The following is a 17,576-nucleotide window of genomic DNA, read 5'->3' on the forward strand; positions in this document are numbered from 1 at the left end:
GCGACTAGCATTCTCGAAAAATGAATTCTTGCGAACGCTACCATCACAAAAGCGAAACGACGCCATGGAACTCAGCGATATCCAGACCTTTGCCGCCGTCGCCCGCACCGGCGGCATCACCCGCGCCGCCGAAGAGCTGAACACGGTGCAATCCAACGTCACCCAACGCGTGAAGGCGCTGGAAGCGGAGATCGGCACACCGCTGTTCGAGCGCCACAGCCGCGGCATGACGTTGACCGGCGCCGGCAAACGCCTCCTGCCCTACGCACAACGGATGGCTGCGCTATCACGGGAGGCCGTGCTTGCCGCGCGCGACGACGGCGAGCCGAAGGGACCGCTCGCGATCGGCTCGATGGAGACCACGGCAGCCGTGCGCTTGCCGTCCCTCCTCGCCGATTTCCACCGCAGCTTCCCTGCCGTGCGGCTGAGCCTGCGCACCGCGACCACCGCCGACCTCGTCGCGGGCGTGCTCGAAGGCACGCTCGACGGTGCCTTCGTCGCGGGTCCCATCGCACATGCCGACCTCACCGCGACGAGCGCGTTTCGTGAAGAGCTGGTGCTGGTCAGCGCACGGCGCTGGGCCTCGCTTGCCGAGCTGCGCGCCGGCACGCCGGAGTCCGGTCCGACCGCGCTGGTGTTCCGCACCGGCTGCACCTACCGCCAGCGTCTCGAACAGATCTTTGTCGAGTTCGGCTGGCCGTCGGCCGCACGCTTCGAGCTCGGCACGCTCGACGGCATGATCGGCTGTGTCGCCGCCGGCATGGGCGTGACGCTGCTGCCGCGCGCCGTGGTCGAACGCAGCGCGATGGCCGGCAGCGTGTCGATCCACGCGCTGGGCCCGTCACATGCGCGCGTCGAGACGCTCTTCATCCAGCGCAGCGCCGGACACCAATACAGCGCGCTTCAAGGTTTCATGTCCTGCCTGAAGAAAGACAACGACGTCATCGCGGCCTGACACCGGCGCAGCGTTCCACGCGGCGAAATTCGTCACAAATCCATCGCGCTTGAATTAGTCTGCGCTGCGTTCAGCCGCCGCAGCGCGGCACCTCGAAATGCTTTGAAGCACGCATCCGTTCTACGTTAGGATGTGTCACTGGCCAGCGCAAAAACATAACGAAGCCAAAACATCGGGAGGACTATCGATGCGCAATACGCTCGTGTTGTGCTGTGTCGCCGCGTTGTCGGCGATATCAGGAACTGCAAGCGCACAGGACTGGACCAAATCGAAATGGGGACCGAACGACGAGATCGGTGCCGCCAATTACATGACGCCGGAGCTGGTGGTGAAGGCCGCCTCGCTGGTGAAGACCGGCAAGACCTACGCCCTCGGCATTCCCGTCACGCCACAGACACCCGCCTATCCGCCACGCACGTTCAAGCTCACCATCGTTCAGCCCGGACAGGCCGGCAGCCCGGGTCTCGGTCCGAACAAGGCGACCTATAACGACGACATCCTTGATACGTGGGTCGGCATCGGCAGCCAGCTCGACGGCCTCGGCCATCTCGGCGTCGAGCACGTCTATTACAACGGCAACAAGCTCGCCGATTTCGCCGATCCGAATGGCTTGAAGAAGCTCGGTGTCGAGAAGGTCCCACCGATGGTCACGCGCGGCGTGCTGCTCGACATGGCCGCCTATTTCAAAACCGACATCGTGAAGGAAGGCACCGCCTTCAACGTCAAGGAGATCGAGGAAGCCGCCAAGCAGCAGAACGTCGAGATCCGCCAGGGCGATGTCGTCCTCTTCCACACCGGCTGGCTCAGCCTGATCGGCAAGGACGACAAACGCTATTCGGCCGGCGAGCCCGGTCTCGGCGTCGAAGGCGCGAAGTACCTGACCGGCAAGGGCGTGGTCGCCATCGGTGCCGACACCTGGGCGCTCGAGGTGCTGCCGTTCGAGTCCAAGAACGTGTTCGAGGTGCACCAGATCCTGCTCGCCATGAACGGGACCTACATTCTGGAGAACATGGATACCGCCGCGCTCGCTCGCGACAAGGGCTACGAATTCCTGTTCGTGCTCGGACAGCCGCGCTGGACCGGCGGCGTGCAGGCGATGATCAACCCGATCGCGATCCGCTGACCGGCGGCGTACTCAGCGGGCGAGGATCGGCCTGCCGCCCGGCAGGCGCCCTCGCCCGACCTGTCCGTCATCGCGGCCTCAGGTGCCATCGCCGCAATGCAACGAAGGCCCAGATGGCTTCGACGAGGCCAAACGGCCAGGCGCCTTGCAGGAAGCCGTAAGCCGAACCGAGCGCGCAGGACACCGCGAACAGCAGCACGAACCAATGGCTGCGATCCTCCAGGGCATAGCAGACCAGCATCGCCGTCACGGCAAACAGGCCGAATAGTGTCAGTGCATCCATGTTCCCGGTTCACTCCGCAGCGCGACGCGTGATAAGCGCTAGTCCCATGCCGGCTCTTATCCTGCCCCTGATCGATGCTGCAACCCACTGGCCCGAACGCGGCGGGTTGGTCGGCCTTGACCTCGGCACCAAGACCATTGGTGTTGCCGTGTCCAATCCGGACCGGCGGTTAGCGACCGGCGTCGAGACCATCCAGCGCAAGGCGTTCAAGCAGGACGCGGCGCGGTTGCTCGCGATCGCGGCCGAGCGCAAGGCGGTCGGCTTCGTGCTCGGCCTGCCCATCAACATGGACGGCAGCGAGGGCCCGCGGGCGCAATCGACCCGCGCCTTCGCCCGCAACCTTGCCGGGCTGACCACACTCCCCATCGGCCTCTGGGACGAGCGTCTGTCGACCGCAGCGGTCGAGCGCGAGCTGATCGGCATGGACGTCAGCCGCGCCAAGCGCGCCGAAGTGATCGACGAGCACGCCGCGATCTTCATCCTGCAAGGCGCGCTCGACCGCCTCGCCAATCTTCGCGCGGCATCGGGCTGATCCATGGCCGTCGTGATCGCGGCGCTGCTGCCGGTCTTCATCCTCATCGTGCTCGGCGTGGTGCTCAGGCGCACCCTGATGCGGCTCGACACGCAATGGCACGGGCTGGAGCGGCTGACCTATTTCGTGCTGTTCCCGATGCTGCTGATCCAGACGCTGGTGAAGGCCGACCTCTCAAGGGTGCCGGTCGCCGGCGTCGGCGGCGCGCTGTTGCTGTCGGTGCTCGCGATGTCACTGCTCTGCCTCGCGCTCCGCCCGGCGCTCGCACGGTTCGACATCGACGGTCCCGCCTTCACCTCGATCTTCCAGGGCGCGACGCGCTGGCAGACCTATGTGGCGCTCTCGGTGTCCGCCAACATGTTCGGTGATGTCGGGCTGGCGCTGGCCTCCGTGGCGATGGTCGCGATAATTCCGCTGGTCAACGTGTTCAGCGTCGCCGTGCTCGCGCACTATGCTTCGCCCGAGAAACAGTCCGCCCGCGCCATCGTCATGACGGTGATCCGCAATCCCCTGATCTGGGCCTGCGTCATCGGCCTCGTCATCAACGTCATTCATCTGCCGCTGCCAAAAATCTGGCACGAGGTTGCGGACGCGCTCGGCCGGTCCTCGCTCGCCATCGGCCTGCTCGTCACCGGCGCCGGCCTGCAGCTCAACGGCCTGCTCCGCCCGAGCGTGAGCGCGACGATCGGCGTGGCGTTCAAGCTGGCGCTGATGCCCGTGCTGGCGCTGGCGCTCGCCGCCTGGTTCGGGCTCTCGGGCGACAGCCTGGCGATCGTCGCAATCTGCGCGGCGGTGCCGACCTCGCCCAGCGCCTATGTGCTGGCCCGCCAGATGGGCGGCGATGCGCCGCTGCTGGCGCAGATCATCACGTTGCAGACGATCTTGGCGGCGGTCACGATGCCGATCGCGATCGCGCTGGTGGCTTAGGCCTCGTGCGAGGCCTCAGCTCCCCAGCCACATCGTCAGCACCACCGCAGTCAGATTGTTCAGCGCATGCAGCACGATGGTGAGCCATAGCGAGTTGGCGCGATAGCGCATGTAGCCGAACCACAGGCCGATGGAGAAGACCTCGGCGAGGAAGTACATGTCGTACTGCAGGTGCACGACCGTCCACACCAGTGACGACAGGATGATCGCGCCGGGCACGCGCAGGAAGCTCGCCGACCAGCCGCGAAACAGGAAGCCGCGCGCCAAAACCTCTTCCGACATCGGCGCAGCGACACTGAACGCGAACAGCAGCATCACAGCCGCGCCCTTGTCGCGGCCCGATTTCAACAGATCGGTCATGAAGCCCGGCGTCGCCTCGCGGCCAAGGCTCCGCGACATCGTCTCCCAGGCGACCACGATCAGGACAAGCCCGATGGCGCCGAACAGCATTTGCTTCCAGGACGGCCAATGCAGCGCGAGGTAGTCGACGAATGAGGCCTTCTTGATGCGGATGGCGAGCCACACCGCGGCCAGCGTCGCCGGCAGGCCCATGGTCACCGACAGTGCGAGCGCCGCGGGCTCGCGACCGACACGCTGGATCGACATCAGGTCGAGGGGATCGCCACGGTCCCAGGCCAGGTAGAGGATGGCACCGACCTGGCCGAGAAACATCGCGACGAAGATGAGCAGGCCCCACACCGCCGTGCCCCAGAATTTCCAGACGCGCGGCGCAGCTGGCGTCACGGTCATCGGCGGGAGATCGGGATTGAGGGAGTCCATTCAAGCGCTTTCGTTGGGACGGCACCGTCATTCCGGGGCCGTTCGCACGACGATCTACTTCGTTCGCGGCGGAATCGGGAAATCATAGGCCGCCCCGCCCGCCCCCGGCAGGGAAAAATGCCACCACTCCTTCGCATAGTTCACAAAGCCTTGCTTCGCCATCGCGGCCACCAGCCGCTTGCGCCAGGCGCGCTGGTCCGGATTGATCGACGGTGCCGCAGTGTGCCCCTTCGCGTCGGTGCAGTCGTAGCCCGTGCCCATGTCGACGCTGCCCTCCGGCAATCGCGCCTCGACCGGCGCCGTGCAATCGGCATAGGCTTTTGATGGATCGTATCTGGCGGAATTGTCAGCCTTGAGATCGACCAGCGTGAGATCGAGCGCCGCGCCCGTGGAATGCTGCGAGCGGCTCGCGATGTAGCCGAGGCGGAACAGCTCGCTCTTCGGGATCTTCGGATTGTAGCGCCGCTCGGCCGCCGTCTCGTAGCCGTTCTGCGACCACTTCACCATGTCGAGCGAGGCCCGCGCCGGCCGGTAGCAGTCGAACATCTTCAGCGACAGGCCTTGCGCCGCCAGCTCCTGCTGAACCGCCTTCAGCCGCAGCCCCACCTCCCGCTTCACCACGCATTCGCCGGCGCCGTAGCCGGCGAGCGGACGGCCGACGAAATTGTTCGAGGTGGCGTAGCGGATGTCCTGGATGATGCCGGGATCGATGTCGCGCAGATAGACGAAGCCGCCGGGGAGCGACTGGGCGTGGGCTTCGCTGATAACGGTTGCTGCCAAGAGCGCGGTCAAAATTGTTTTCAACTGGAGCTCCCCACATCGTCATGGCCGGGCTTGTCCCGGCCATCCACGGCCTTTTACGTCAAATGCGAATGAAGCACGTGGATGCCCGGGACAAGCCCGGCCATGACGGAGAGGATGAGCCCAGACCGACAGATCAGGGGATAACTCCCCGTCCCGGCATTGGCCCTTGCCCCCCCAGCCATCCCCGCCTATAGCTCTCGTTTTAATGACATCGAAATCGACCTTCGTCCTCGGCCACCGGCATTTGCTGGGCATCGAGGGCCTTTCCGCGGCCGACATCACCGGCCTCCTGGACCTGTCCGAAGAATATGTCGAGCTCAACCGCCAGGTTGACAAGAAGCGCACCGTCCTGCGTGGACGGACGCAGGTAAATCTGTTCTTCGAGGCCTCGACCCGGACCCAGTCCTCGTTCGAGCTCGCCGGCAAACGGCTGGGCGCCGACGTCATGAACATGTCGGTCTCCTCCTCGTCCATCAAGAAGGGCGAGACGCTGGTCGACACCGCGATGACGCTCAACGCCATGCACCCGGACATTCTGGTGGTTCGGCATCACGCGTCCGGCGCGGTGGAACTGCTGGCGCGCAAGGTCGACGGTTCCGTGATCAATGCCGGCGACGGTGCGCACGAGCATCCGACGCAAGCGCTGCTCGACGCCCTGACCATCCGTCGCAACAAGGGCCGGATCGAGGGGCTCGTGGTCGCGATCTGCGGCGACGTGCTGCATTCGCGTGTGGCCCGTTCCAACATCATCCTGCTCAACACCATGGGCGCCCGCGTCCGCGTCGTCGGCCCCTCCACGCTGCTGCCGCCCGGCATCGAGCGGATGGGGGTCGAGGTTGCGCGCGACATGCGCGAGGGGCTCAACGGCGCCGATATCGTCATGATGCTGCGGCTCCAGCGCGAGCGCATGAACGGCTCCTTCGTGCCGTCGACCTCCGAATATTTCAACTATTTCGGACTGGACCAGAAAAAGCTCGCTTACGCCAAGCCGGACGCGCTCGTCATGCATCCCGGCCCGATGAACCGCGGCGTCGAGATCGACACCGCGGTCGCCGACGGCGCGCAATCGCTGATCCGCGAACAGGTCGAGATGGGCGTGGCGGTACGGATGGCCGTACTCGAAGCGCTCGCCCGCAACTTGCCGAACGCGTGATGCTCATGCTGACTGACCGCCGTCCCATCCTGCTTGCCAACGCCCGCGTCGTCGATCCCAGCAGGGACTTCGACGGCCCCGGCGATGTCCTGATTGCCGACGGCATCATCCGCGAGACCCGTCGCGGCATCGGAGCGGCCGGCGTCCCCGAGGGCACCGACGTCGTCAACTGCGCCGGCAAGATCGTGGCCCCCGGCCTGGTCGACATGCGCGCCTTCGTCGGCGAGCCCGGCTTCAGCCACCGTGAGACCTTTGCCTCGGCGAGCCAGGCGGCTGCGACCGGCGGCATCACCACCATCATCTGCCAGCCCGACACGTCTCCGGTGATCGATAACTCGGCGACCGTCGACTTCGTGATGCGCCGCGCCCGCGACACCGCGATCGTCAACATCCTGCCGATGGCGGCGCTCACCAAGGGCATGCACGGCGAGGAGATGACCGAGTTCGGCCTCCTCAAGGCCGCCGGCGCGATCGCCTTCAGCGACAGCGACAAGAGCGTGATCAACGCGCAGGTGATGCGCCGCGCGCTGACCTACGCGCGCGATTTCGACGCGCTGATCGTGCATTACACCGAGGATCCCGATCTGGTCGGCGAAGGCGTGATGAACGAGGGCGAGTTCGCCTCGCGGCTCGGCCTGATGGGCATCCCGAACGCGGCGGAGGCCGTGATGCTCGAACGCGACATGCGTCTCGTCGCGCTCACCGGCGGGCGCTATCACGCGGCCTCGCTGTCCTGTATCGACTCGCTCGACGTCCTCAAGCGCGCCCGCGACGCCGGCCTCGCCGTGACCGCCTCCGTCTCGATCAATCATCTTGCGCTGAACGAGAACGATATCGGCCCCTACCGATCGTTCCTGAAGCTGTCGCCGCCGCTGCGGACCGAGGACGACCGGCGCGCGCTGGTCGCGGCGGTCGCCTCCGGCCTCGTCGACGTCATCATGTCCGACCACAATCCGCAGGACGTCGAGGTCAAGCGCCTGCCGTTCGCGGAAGCAGCACCCGGTGCCATCGGGCTCGAGACCATGCTGCCGGCGGGCCTTCGTCTCGTGCACAATGAGGAACTCGACCTGAAGACGTTGATCCGGGCCATGTCGACGCGGCCGGCCGAGATCCTGGGCCTGCCGGGTGGAACCCTGCGCGCTGGCAGCCCGGCCGATGTCATCGTGATCGATCCCGATGTGCCCTGGATCGTCGATCCCGCCGACCTCAAATCGCCCTGCAAGAACACCCCGTTCGACGAGGCCCGCTTTACAGGCCGCGTGGTGCGCACCATTGTCGGCGGACGGACGGTGTACGAGCATGTCTGACGGGCAAATTCATGCGTGGCGTCGCGGTTCAGCATGGAGATGCGGCCATGGGGCTTGAAGCCTTCCTGCCGGTGGCCTTCGTCATCGGCTACCTGCTCGGCTCGATTCCGTTCGGGCTTGTCCTGACCAAGCTCGCCGGCACGCAGGATATTCGCTCGATCGGCTCCGGCAGCATCGGCGCCACCAACGTGCTGCGCACGGGCCGCAAGAGCCTTGCCGCGGGCACCCTGCTGCTTGACGCGCTCAAGGGCACGGTCGCGGTGGTGATCGCCGGCTACATCGCGGGGCCCAACGCCGCCATGGTGGCCGGTCTCGGCGCCTTCCTCGGCCATCTCTTCCCGGTCTGGCTGAAGTTCAAAGGCGGCAAGGGTGTCGCCGTCTATATCGGCATCCTGCTCGGCCTGTTCTGGCCCGGCGCAGTCGTGTTCTGCCTGCTTTGGCTCGCCACCGCCTTCACCACCCGCTACTCCTCGCTGTCCGCGCTGGTGGCGGCATTCATCACCCCGATCTTCCTGTGGTGGTTCGGGCACCTCGCGCTTGCATCGCTGTTCGCCGCGCTGACGCTGCTCTTGTTCTACGCGCATCGCGAGAACATCAAGCGACTGCAATCCGGCAAGGAAAGCCGGATCGGCGAGAAGGCCTAGAGCGTTTTCGAGCGAAGTGGATACCGGTTCGCGTCAAGAAAACGCGTCAAAGCAAAATCCCAAGGCCGGAAAAAGTACGGATATCGCCGCACCGCCTCCGCATTATGTGCCAATTCCTGTTCGCAACTCGGAAGCTGCTCGCGGCCGGAGTGGCGAACGAGTTCCACGCCTGTCATCCTGACAGCGGAAATGGCGTTACGCGGTTGCTCAGAATGAGCGAGAAGATTGTCGGCACGCATGACGGGTCCGGTTCGCACGGTGCTTCCAGCACCGCAGCAAGCCGGCTGCTCTCGATGACCAATGTCTGGTCCGATGCGCCATCGCCACTGCCCGCGCCCGAGCCTGCTCCCGTACCCCCGCCACTGACCCAGCCTGCGCCCGTCGCGCAAGCCGCCGCGCGAGTCGAGATTGTGACCATTGCCGCGCCGGTCGCGCCCGCGCAGCCGCACTCCGACCAATGGCCTCCGCAAAGACTGTCGCTAGCCCTTCAGGGCGGCGGCACTTTTGCGGCCTTCACCTGGGGCGTGCTGGAGCGGTTGCTGGAACACCCGACCATCCAGATCGACACCATCAGCGGCGCCAGTGCCGGCGCCATCAATGCGCTGCTGCTCGCCTCCGGCCTCGCCGAAGGCGGACGCGAAGGCGCCCATTCGCGGTTGAACCGGTTCTGGGCCCGCCTGATGCACGAGGCCTCGTTCCGCTCCTTGATGCTGGTCGGCGGATTCTCGCCGGCGGGAAGCTCGGTCGCATTCGGTCCGACGCTGCGCTCCGGCCAGTTCGATCCGTTCGACCTCGACCCGCTGCGGCTGGCGCTGTCGCGCGACATCGATTTTGCCGCCTTGCGCGACGCGGCCTGCCCAAAACTGCTGATCGCTGCGACGCGAATCCGCGATGGGCAGCAGCAGATCTTCCGCAACGATTGCATTACCGCCGACGTCGCGCTGGCCTCGACCTGCCCGCCTTTGGTTCACTGCGCCGTCGAGATCGACGGCGAGGCCTATTGGGATGGCGGCATTGGCGGCAATCCGCCGCTGGTGCGCCTGGCGCAGGAATCGATAGCCTCCGACCTGCTGCTCGTCCAGGTCACGCCCACGCGCGACAGCTACGTGCCGATCACGCTTGCCGCAATCGACCGCAGGCTCGACCAGATCGCGGCCAACGCCGCCCTCAACGCCGAGATCGCGGCGCTGGAATGGGCGCGAGCCACGGCCGCACCTTCGCTGCGGCTCTCCAGGATCGCGGCCGAAGACTCCATTGAGGGCCTGGCGCAGCGCTCATCCACCGATCTCGGCCGCGGCTTCATTCGTACGCTGCACCGGAGTGGCCGCGAGGCCGCCGAGCGTTGGCTCGGACAAGGCGCCTCAGGCGCCGAGGCCGAACGCGCGCTGCCCGCCGCTGAGCCTGCGCTAGCCTGATTTCGCCAGCGCGTCCTCCAGGAACCATGCCGCCGCAAGCGCGCCCGGATCGTTGCCGAACCGCGCGATCACCTGCACGCCGATCGGCAGGCCGCCCACTTTCATCACCGGCACGTTGACGCAAGGATTGCCCATCAGCGTCCAGAGCCGGTTGTAACGGGGCGAGCCGGTCGAGGCGAGTTCCTTGGCCGGCGCGGTGCCCGGCGCCGAATAGGTCAGCAGCACGTCAAAACCCTCGAACAGTTCGCCGAGCTCGCGGCGGCCACGGCGGGCGATCCGACGCGCGTCGTCATACTGCTTCGGCGTCAAGCCGACGGTGTCATCAAGGCTGGCACGCAGCATCGGCGCGATCTCGTCGTGATGCTCCGAAAACTCCCAGGCCAACGCGCGATGCGCCTCGAAATCCTGGATGATCGGGTGGATGCGCCAGGCTTCCTGCACCGACTCCGGCAGATCGATGGTCTTGACACTGGCTCCGGCCTTCTCGGCCGCCTTGATCGCAGCTAGCAAGCCCTCTTCCGCCGCCGGCTCCACGGCCTCGGCAAACTCCTGCCTCACCACGCCGATGCGCGGCGCCTTGGCCGCGGCGATGCCATCGAATTCAGTGCGCCCGGTGATCGCCAGCAGTCCGCGCGCGAGATCTTCCGCGCGCGATCCGAACAAGCCGACAGTATCAAGCGCCCATGAGTAGCACTTCACGCCGATGGTCGGCAGCATCCGGAACGACGGCTTGATTGCGGCAGCCCCGCAATAGGCCGCGGGACGGATCACCGAGCCGCCGGTCTGGGTGCCCAGCGCCAGCGGGATCATGCCGGCACCGACCGCCGCCGCCGAGCCCGAGGACGAGCCGCCCGGCGTATGGCCGAGATTGTGCGGATTGAGCGTCGGGGTCGGATCGCGCGAGGCGAACGCCGTGGTGGTGGTCTTGCCGATGATGGTGGCGCCTGCCCGCTTCAGCATCATCACGACCGGCGCGTCGGAGCGCGGCTGCCAGCCGCGATAGATCTCCGAGCCCATCTCGGTCGGCATGTTGGCGGTGTCGATGATGTCCTTGATGCCGACGGCGATGCCGCGCAGCGGGCCGGAGGCTTGCACCTTCGCGGATTTGTCGTGACGGACGAAGGCGTGGACGTCCTTCTCCCTGGCCTCGATCGCCGCGTGCGACTGGGCGATGGCGTCATCGGGCGAAAGCTCGCCCGCTTCGATGCGGCGCTGGAGGTCGGCGAGTGAGATCATGGCAATACCCTTCTTATTGCCATCGCTTTTAGCATCGGGACGAGGTCGCGCAAGCGCACGTGGACGCGGTCGATCCATGCGTGCAGTCGACCGGGACCAGCGGCTCGACCAGAGCATCCGCGTCCGCGGGCGCCGCGCGGATGAGATCAAAAATGGAAACAGTATCTTTCAATTATTTCTATTTTTATCGCGATTCAATCGAGCCAGTGTGAGGTCACAACGCAGGGCCCTGCGGCGCGCACTCTCTTACGAACCACAAACGCCTGGTGCGTCACCGCCGTCGGACCTCAACCAAGCACAGGAGCGATGACCATGGATACGACCCGTTATGCTTCCCTCGTTGGCCGCCTGCTGATCGGCCTCCCGTTTGCAATGAGTGGCTTCAGCAAGCTCACCGCTTATGGTGCGACGACCGCTTACATCGCCGCTGCGGGATTGCCGGTGCCCCCGTTGGCATATGCGATCGCAGTTCTCGTCGAGCTCGGTGGCGGTCTCCTGCTGATCGCCGGCTATCAAGCCCGCTCGGTCGCGCTGGCGCTCGCCATATTCTCGCTGGCCGCGGCAGTCTCGTTCCACAACAACTTTGCCGACCAGAATCAGATGATCCACTTCCTCAAGAACGTGATGATGGCAGGCGGCCTGCTACAGATCTTTGCCTTCGGTGCCGGTGCGCTCAGCCTTGACGCTCGCGTCTCGCGGAGCGGCGTCGCTGTCGCTCAGGCGGCCCACGCGCGTTGAATCGACGACCTTGCGGAAGACCCGTCGACCACGTCGGGTCTTCCTGCAGCGCCTTTGAAGCCCGATCAAGCGCACGCAACTGTTGCCCACGCCCTCAGGTTGTTCCATGCTGCCTCCACAAGGAGACGCCGTGGACGCCATCAATCCGAGCGTTGAGCTGACCGAGGCTGAGCGGATCGACCGCCTGCGGCTGATCCGCTCTGACAATGTCGGGCCGCGTGGCACTAACGCGGAAACGCCGCAACCTTTGCGTTAGTTCTAAATTGCCCCGAGAATCAAGGCGATGAGATTCGAATTGCCGGACTGTTGGACGCTCACGCCGTCTCGGCTTAGGCTGTGCGCCTTCTGACCCAACCTGTTCATTGACGCGGCTGGACCAATGTCGAAAAATGCTTACTCTCTGCCAGAGGATAAGCGATTTAGCGGTGCTATGAAACGACGCGGATTCATCACTTTGGCTGGCGGGGCGTTGGCGTGGGCAACGGCCGCACGCGCTCAGCAAGTGAAGCGCGTCTCGCGGATCGGCCTTTTCCTCCCCCCACCGCGAAATTCGGAGGTCGACGCGTTCCTCGTTGCGCTTCGCGGTCTCGGTTGGGTTGAGGGCGAGAACGTCCACGTTGAATATCGCGACGCCGACGGCGACGATAACCGGCTTCCGGCGCTGGCTGCTGAACTGGTCGCCCTCGGCGTCGACGTTCTCGTGACAGCCACATTTCCCGGGGTTCTTGCCGCGCACCGTGCGACGACCACAATTCCAACCGTGATGATCGTGGGTCCCGATCTGGTGACCTTGGGCCTTGCAGCCAGCATGGCTCATCCCGGTGGCAACATTACGGGACAGACCTTTTTCCTTACAGAACTAGCTGCGAAGCGGTTAGAGGTTCTTGCGAGCATAGCTCCCTCGATGACACGCGCAGGGGTGCTCATGCAGCGAGGCAACCCCCTGAACAACGGCACCATGAGTGCCATGACGAACGCCGCGCGGGCAATGAAGATTGAGCTGCGACCGATCGAGCTTGACGTCCCCGGCGACCTCGACAACGCGCTATCAATCGTCGGCTCCTCCGCCATGGACGGTCTCGTCATCACGGACGCCAATGCGTTTGTCACCAATTCGGCGTTGGTCTCGGCGATTGTCGACAAGTGCCGCGTGCCATCGATTGCCGCACCCATCGTCGCGTCCCGGGGGGGCGCACTGGTAGGGTACGGGGTAGACTTCACCTCCATGTTTCGCCGCGCCACTGTTTTCGTTGACAAGATATTGAAGGGCGCGAACCCGGCCGACATCCCCATCGAGCAGCCGACGCAGTTTAAGACGGTCATCAACTTGAAGACCGCCAAGGCGCTCGGCCTCGAGATACCGCAGTCGTTGCAGGTGCGCGCGGACGAGGTCATCGAATAGCAAAAGCCTTGAGGAATAAGGCAGCGCGTTGCTCCATTCCTCCTCCGCCCATGATTGGGGCGATAGAAACAACCACACGCCACTGTTGCCCACGCCCTCAGGTTGTTCCATGCTGCTCCCACAAGGAGACGCCGTGGACGCCATCAATCCGAGCGTTGAGCTGACCGAGACTGAACGGATCGACCGCCTGCGGTTGATCCGCTCCGACAATGTCGGGCCGCGCACCTTCCGTTCGCTGGTCGATCATTTCGGCACGGCGCGCGCCGCGCTGGAGCGGCTGCCCGATCTGGCGCGCCGCGGCGGCGCGGCCCGTTCCGGGCGCATCTGTAGTGTCGATGAGGCGAAGGCCGAGCTCGCCGCAAGCCGCAAGTACGGCATCGCCTGGCTTGCGCCCGGCGAGGACGGCTATCCGGCGCGGCTCGCCACGCTCGACGATGCGCCGCCGCTGCTCGCCGTGCGCGGCGACACTACGACGCTGATGCGGCCGATGATCGCGATCGTCGGTTCGCGCAACGCCTCCGGCGCTGGCCTCAAATTCGCCGGCCAGCTCGCGCGTGAGCTCGGCGAAGCTGGCTTCATCGTCATCTCGGGGCTTGCCCGCGGCGTCGACCAGACGGCGCACCGCGCCAGCGTCGACAGCGGCACCATCGCCGTGCTCGCCGGCGGACATGATTGCATCTATCCGCCCGAACATGGCGATCTGCTCGCCTCGATCCTCGATCACGCGGGTGCGGCGATCTCGGAGATGCCGCTCGGCCACGAGCCGCGCGCCCGCGACTTCCCCCGCCGCAACCGGCTGATCTCGGGCGCCGCGCTCGGCGTGGTCGTGGTCGAGGCGGCGCATCGCTCGGGCTCGCTGATCACCGCGCGCATGGCGGCAGAACAGGGCCGCGAGGTATTCGCGGTGCCCGGCTCGCCGCTCGACCCGCGCGCCGCCGGCACCAACGATCTGATCAAGCAGGGCGCAACGCTCGTCACCGAAGCCGCCGACATCATCAACGCTGTCGCACCGATCATGGAGCGGCCGTTGATGCATCCGGCGAGCGAGCCCGACAGCGAACCGTTCGAGAGCGATCCGCAATCGCACGACCGCGACCAGATCACCGGCCTGCTCGGCCCTGCCCCCATCTCGATCGACGATCTCGTGCGGATGTCCGGCGCCTCGCCCGCGATCGTCCGCACCGTGCTGCTGGAGCTCGAGCTTGCGGGCCGCCTCGAACGCCACGGCGGCGGTCTCGTTTCTCTTCTCTAGGTGTCGTTGCGCTCATCGAACCGCGTCCGTGCCGCCGCGATCTGCGCCTGGTGCTCCTTCGCCCATAGCCCAAGCGCCATCACGGGCTGCTGGAGCCCGCGGCCAAGATCGGTCAGCTCATAGTCCACGCGCGGCGGAATGGTCGGGAAGATCGTGCGCGTGACGAGGCCGTCGCGCTCCAGCCCGCGCAGGGTCAAGGTCAGCATCCGCTGCGAGATGCCGTTGATCATCCGCTTCAGCTCGTTGAAGCGCTTGGGCCCGTCGCTCAGCATCATGATGACGAACACGCTCCATTTGTCGCCGACGCGCGCCAGGATCGAGGCGACCCCGCGGCAGTCCGCGTGGTCGCGATCCGGCATCTGGGGAGCAGGAAAATCGGTGTGTGCAGGTCTCAAAGATGTGCCCATGGCTCAAAAAAGTGCGTTCTTGCGGGGAATTTGACAGTCACTCATGTAGTGCGGGTTACAAATCTATACCATAGGTGAACCCCAATGAAACTCCTCCATATCGACTCCAGCGTGCTCGGCCCCCACTCCGTCTCACGGCAGGTTTCCGCCGCCATCGTCGACCGTCTCAGGCAGGCGACACCGTCGCTCGACCTCGTCTACCGCGATTTGACGCAGATTCCGCTCGCCCACCTCTCCGGCTCGCACCTTGCGGCCGCGCAAGGCGCGCCGGCGCCGGCGGAACTCGGTCCCGACCTGGCCGCGAGCGCGGCCGTGCTCAACGAGTTCCTCGATGCCGATATCGTCGTGATCGGCGCGCCCATGTACAATTTTACGATCCCGAGCCAGCTCAAGGCCTGGATCGACCGCGTCCTGGTGGCGGGGAAAACGTTCAAATACGACGCGAACGGCCCGCAGGGCCTTGCCGGCAACAAGCGCGTGATCGTGGCGATCTCGCGCGGCGGCTATTACGGCCCGGGCACGCCGGCCGCCTCGCTCGAGCACCTCGAAACCTATTTGCGTGGCGTGTTCGCGTTCATGGGCATCACAAGCCCCGAATTCATCGTCGCCGACGGCATCCAGGTTGGCCCTGAGCATCGTGAGAAAGCGCTGGCCGGAGCGCTTCAGGCTGCCACCAGCCTGCAGGCGGCGTAAGACTTACGCCGACACCAGCCGCTGCCGGAGCCCGGCGGCGGCTGAGAATTCCACAGCGCTAAAACCAGGCGCCCTGAACGCCAAGAATGACGGCGACGAGCGAAATGAAAAGCCCGATGCCTGAGAAAAGTGCCACCCCGATGAACTCGGACCTATCGGAGTGCTTGGCTGGAATGGCGGAATGTTCGGTGTAAATACGTGGTTCTGAAATCGACGAAGAAATACGAGCTGCTTTTGACATCGCGGGCTCCCTGAAAGTGAGTCTTATGACCCTGCCCGCAAAAGGGTCTTGGCAGCGCAAGCGAAGGTTCAACGCCTCACGGAAGGTTCAGAGGAATACAGCCACCGAGGTGTAGGAACAGGCCGGCGCAACCGATGTCGTCGCGCCGACCGATTCAATTTTCGCAAACGTTGATCAGCCGCGATAGATCGGTGCGCCCGCGGGAGAGGCAACCGCGCCACCATCGACGAAGATCTCCTGGCCCTGGATGTGCCCGGCATCGTCGGAGGCGAGGAACAGCACCGTCTTCGAGATGTGATCCGGTTCAGCAATGCGTCCGAGCGGCGTGGATAGCCCAAGGCGCTTCTCGAACGCCTTCTCCGCTTCAGGCGTTGCGATCGCGGCGCCCCAGATCGGCGTGCGGGTCGCGCCGGGCGCGACGACGTTGACGCGAATCCCGCGCGGCGACAGTTCCGACGCCATGATCCGCGCCATCGCGCGCACGCCGGCCTTGGCGGCGCCATAGGCCGAATAGCCGGGAATGCCGAGCACGGAGATCACCGAGCCGTTGAGGATGATCGAGGCATTGTCGTTGAGATAAGGCAGCGCCGACTGCACCGTGAAGAACACGCCGGTGAGGTTGGTGCGGATGACCTTCTCGAAAACCTCCAGTGTCGCCGAACCGAGCGGCGTGCCGCCGGGAATGCCGGCATTGGCAAACACGATGTCGAGCTTGCCGAATTTTTCGGCGCCTTGCTTGATCGCCGCATCGGTCGCGGCAATGTCGGTGGCGTCGGCTGCGACCGCGAACCCGTTCGGGCCAAGCTCCTTCGCCGCGGCCTCCAGCGTCTCCTTGTTGCGCCCGGTGATGATCACCTTCGCACCCTCGGCCACGAACAGCTTTGCCGTCGCCAGGCCAATGCCGCTGTTGCCGCCCGTAATCAATGCCGTCTTGTTCTTCAGTCTCACGATCGTCTCCAGTGGTTGCATTATAAAACTATGTTGCCGTCTAGGGCATATGGTTTTATGATGCAACCACACAAGCGCGTGATCGACGCCGAAATCGGGCGAACGCGACAGGACCAGGACGATGGTGAGACGAACGAGCTTCGAGGGCGATTCCTGCCCGATCGCGCGGTCGCTGGAAGCGATCGGCGACTGGTGGTCGCTGCTGATCATTCGCGAGGCGCTGTTCGGCCTGCGCCGCTTCGGCGAGTTTCAGAGCAAGCTCGGCATGGCCAAGAACATTCTGGCGGTGCGCCTGCGCGCGCTGGTCGACCACGGCATTCTCGCAACCGCCCCCGCCTCTGACGGCAGCGCCTATCAAGAGTATGTGCTGACGCCGAAAGGGCGCGGCACCTTCCCGATCCTGGTAGCGCTGCGGCAATGGAGCGAGGAGTTCGACGATCACCCCGAGCAGATCGCAACGATTCTGCTCGATCGCGAGAAAGGCCGACCGGTGAAGAAGCTCGAAATGCGCGCCGAGGACGGGCGGCTGCTCAGTCCCGCGGACACGATGGTGAAGCCGCGGCCGGCGCCGCGACGGCGGTCAGCCTGATCGCGGCACGCTGCCACCACACCGTCATTGCGAGCGCAGCGAGGCAATCCAGAGTTTCACCGCGGAGGGATTCTGGATTGCTTCGCTGCGCTCGCAATGACGACGTTGATGCGGCGCGCCTCCATATATCGCCGTCACCCTGAGGTG

At 65.3% G+C, this 17,576-nt stretch carries 20 protein-coding genes and 1 pseudogene; 14 read left to right on the forward strand and 7 right to left on the reverse strand.

Annotation, left to right across the window (positions count from 1 at the left end; genetic code table 11):
* The first annotated feature begins 64 nt into the window (after positions 1 to 64).
* On the forward strand, positions 65 to 955 hold the full coding sequence (locus tag AB7245_RS26085; protein ID WP_085398482.1) for a LysR family transcriptional regulator: 891 nt from the start codon (positions 65 to 67) through the stop codon (positions 953 to 955).
* 187 nt (positions 956 to 1,142) lie between these two features.
* The gene (locus AB7245_RS26090) at positions 1,143 to 2,078 is read left to right on the forward strand and encodes a cyclase family protein (protein WP_354116167.1); all 936 of its coding nucleotides are present in this window, start codon (positions 1,143 to 1,145) and stop codon (positions 2,076 to 2,078) included.
* 67 nt (positions 2,079 to 2,145) lie between these two features.
* Here AB7245_RS26090 and AB7245_RS26095 read toward each other — a convergent pair whose 3' ends face one another.
* The gene (locus AB7245_RS26095) at positions 2,146 to 2,361 is read right to left on the reverse strand and encodes a hypothetical protein (protein ID WP_028155062.1); all 216 of its coding nucleotides are present in this window, start codon (positions 2,359 to 2,361) and stop codon (positions 2,146 to 2,148) included.
* A 46-nt stretch (positions 2,362 to 2,407) separates the two neighbouring features.
* Between AB7245_RS26095 and ruvX the strand changes: the two genes are divergently transcribed.
* A complete protein-coding gene (ruvX, locus tag AB7245_RS26100) occupies positions 2,408 to 2,893 on the forward strand; it encodes a Holliday junction resolvase RuvX (RefSeq protein ID WP_028150651.1) in 486 nt (161 codons plus the stop codon).
* Positions 2,894 to 2,896: 3 nt separating this feature from the next.
* Entirely contained in the window at positions 2,897 to 3,820 is a 924-nt protein-coding gene (locus AB7245_RS26105) for an AEC family transporter (RefSeq protein ID WP_063982816.1), read from the forward strand.
* A gap of 15 nt (positions 3,821 to 3,835) precedes the next feature.
* On the opposite strand, the gene AB7245_RS26110 is transcribed toward AB7245_RS26105, so the two are convergent.
* Together AB7245_RS26110 and AB7245_RS26115 are read right to left on the reverse strand one after the other, a co-directional pair.
* A complete protein-coding gene (locus tag AB7245_RS26110; protein WP_085398484.1) occupies positions 3,836 to 4,600 on the reverse strand; it encodes a CPBP family intramembrane glutamic endopeptidase in 765 nt (254 codons plus the stop codon).
* A 54-nt stretch (positions 4,601 to 4,654) separates the two neighbouring features.
* Positions 4,655 to 5,404, reverse strand: a complete 750-nt coding sequence (locus tag AB7245_RS26115; RefSeq protein WP_085398485.1) for a M15 family metallopeptidase — start codon at positions 5,402 to 5,404, stop codon at positions 4,655 to 4,657.
* 205 nt (positions 5,405 to 5,609) lie between these two features.
* On the opposite strand from AB7245_RS26115, the gene AB7245_RS26120 reads away from it, so the two are divergent.
* The 4 genes from AB7245_RS26120 (at position 5,610) to AB7245_RS26135 (ending at position 9,923) form a co-directional block, all read left to right on the forward strand.
* Positions 5,610 to 6,557: an aspartate carbamoyltransferase catalytic subunit gene (locus AB7245_RS26120; RefSeq protein ID WP_014494716.1), complete on the forward strand. Its 948-nt coding sequence runs from the start codon at positions 5,610 to 5,612 to the stop codon at positions 6,555 to 6,557.
* A 5-nt stretch (positions 6,558 to 6,562) separates the two neighbouring features.
* Entirely contained in the window at positions 6,563 to 7,864 is a 1,302-nt protein-coding gene (locus tag AB7245_RS26125) for a dihydroorotase (RefSeq protein ID WP_085398839.1), read from the forward strand.
* Positions 7,865 to 7,911: 47 nt separating this feature from the next.
* Complete coding sequence (gene plsY, locus AB7245_RS26130; protein ID WP_039156855.1) at positions 7,912 to 8,508, forward strand: glycerol-3-phosphate 1-O-acyltransferase PlsY; 597 nt, start codon at positions 7,912 to 7,914, stop codon at positions 8,506 to 8,508.
* 212 nt (positions 8,509 to 8,720) lie between these two features.
* Positions 8,721 to 9,923 (forward strand): patatin-like phospholipase family protein, encoded by a 1,203-nt coding sequence (locus AB7245_RS26135; protein ID WP_439035069.1) that lies wholly within the window; start codon positions 8,721 to 8,723, stop codon positions 9,921 to 9,923.
* Here the strand turns inward: AB7245_RS26135 and AB7245_RS26140 are convergent.
* Positions 9,915 to 11,159: an amidase gene (locus AB7245_RS26140; RefSeq protein WP_085398825.1), complete on the reverse strand. Its 1,245-nt coding sequence runs from the start codon at positions 11,157 to 11,159 to the stop codon at positions 9,915 to 9,917. The two genes, AB7245_RS26135 and AB7245_RS26140, sit on opposite strands and share 9 nt — an antisense overlap.
* A 312-nt stretch (positions 11,160 to 11,471) precedes the next feature.
* On the opposite strand from AB7245_RS26140, the gene AB7245_RS26145 reads away from it, so the two are divergent.
* From AB7245_RS26145 to dprA, 4 genes and pseudogenes are all read left to right on the forward strand, one after another.
* Positions 11,472 to 11,897: a DoxX family protein gene (locus AB7245_RS26145; protein ID WP_063982811.1), complete on the forward strand. Its 426-nt coding sequence runs from the start codon at positions 11,472 to 11,474 to the stop codon at positions 11,895 to 11,897.
* 106 nt (positions 11,898 to 12,003) lie between these two features.
* Positions 12,004 to 12,117: pseudogene (locus AB7245_RS26150) on the forward strand (DNA-processing protein DprA); the annotation flags it as partial.
* Positions 12,118 to 12,327: 210 nt separating this feature from the next.
* Positions 12,328 to 13,299 (forward strand): ABC transporter substrate-binding protein, encoded by a 972-nt coding sequence (locus AB7245_RS26155; protein ID WP_085398826.1) that lies wholly within the window; start codon positions 12,328 to 12,330, stop codon positions 13,297 to 13,299.
* A gap of 109 nt (positions 13,300 to 13,408) precedes the next feature.
* Positions 13,409 to 14,551 carry a DNA-processing protein DprA gene (gene dprA / locus AB7245_RS26160; RefSeq protein ID WP_354116171.1) on the forward strand — a complete coding sequence of 381 codons (1,143 nt, stop codon included), beginning with the start codon at positions 13,409 to 13,411 and terminating at the stop codon, positions 14,549 to 14,551.
* Here the strand turns inward: dprA and AB7245_RS26165 are convergent.
* A complete protein-coding gene (locus AB7245_RS26165; protein WP_028152772.1) occupies positions 14,548 to 14,958 on the reverse strand; it encodes a winged helix-turn-helix transcriptional regulator in 411 nt (136 codons plus the stop codon). The genes dprA and AB7245_RS26165 overlap by 4 nt on opposite strands.
* A gap of 84 nt (positions 14,959 to 15,042) precedes the next feature.
* On the opposite strand from AB7245_RS26165, the gene AB7245_RS26170 reads away from it, so the two are divergent.
* The gene (locus AB7245_RS26170) at positions 15,043 to 15,651 is read left to right on the forward strand and encodes an FMN-dependent NADH-azoreductase (protein WP_014494708.1); all 609 of its coding nucleotides are present in this window, start codon (positions 15,043 to 15,045) and stop codon (positions 15,649 to 15,651) included.
* Positions 15,652 to 15,709: 58 nt separating this feature from the next.
* On the opposite strand, the gene AB7245_RS26175 is transcribed toward AB7245_RS26170, so the two are convergent.
* Positions 15,710 to 15,892: a hypothetical protein gene (locus AB7245_RS26175; RefSeq protein ID WP_085398828.1), complete on the reverse strand. Its 183-nt coding sequence runs from the start codon at positions 15,890 to 15,892 to the stop codon at positions 15,710 to 15,712.
* A gap of 174 nt (positions 15,893 to 16,066) precedes the next feature.
* Complete coding sequence (locus AB7245_RS26180) at positions 16,067 to 16,840, reverse strand: SDR family oxidoreductase (RefSeq protein ID WP_085398840.1); 774 nt, start codon at positions 16,838 to 16,840, stop codon at positions 16,067 to 16,069.
* A gap of 121 nt (positions 16,841 to 16,961) precedes the next feature.
* On the opposite strand from AB7245_RS26180, the gene AB7245_RS26185 reads away from it, so the two are divergent.
* A complete protein-coding gene (locus tag AB7245_RS26185) occupies positions 16,962 to 17,429 on the forward strand; it encodes a winged helix-turn-helix transcriptional regulator (RefSeq protein WP_085398829.1) in 468 nt (155 codons plus the stop codon).
* Positions 17,430 to 17,576: the final 147 nt, after the last annotated feature.

Origin of the sequence: Bradyrhizobium sp. 604_D8_N2_3, from assembly GCF_051810765.1 — a bacterium.
Classification (GTDB): domain Bacteria; phylum Pseudomonadota; class Alphaproteobacteria; order Rhizobiales; family Xanthobacteraceae; genus Bradyrhizobium; species Bradyrhizobium barranii.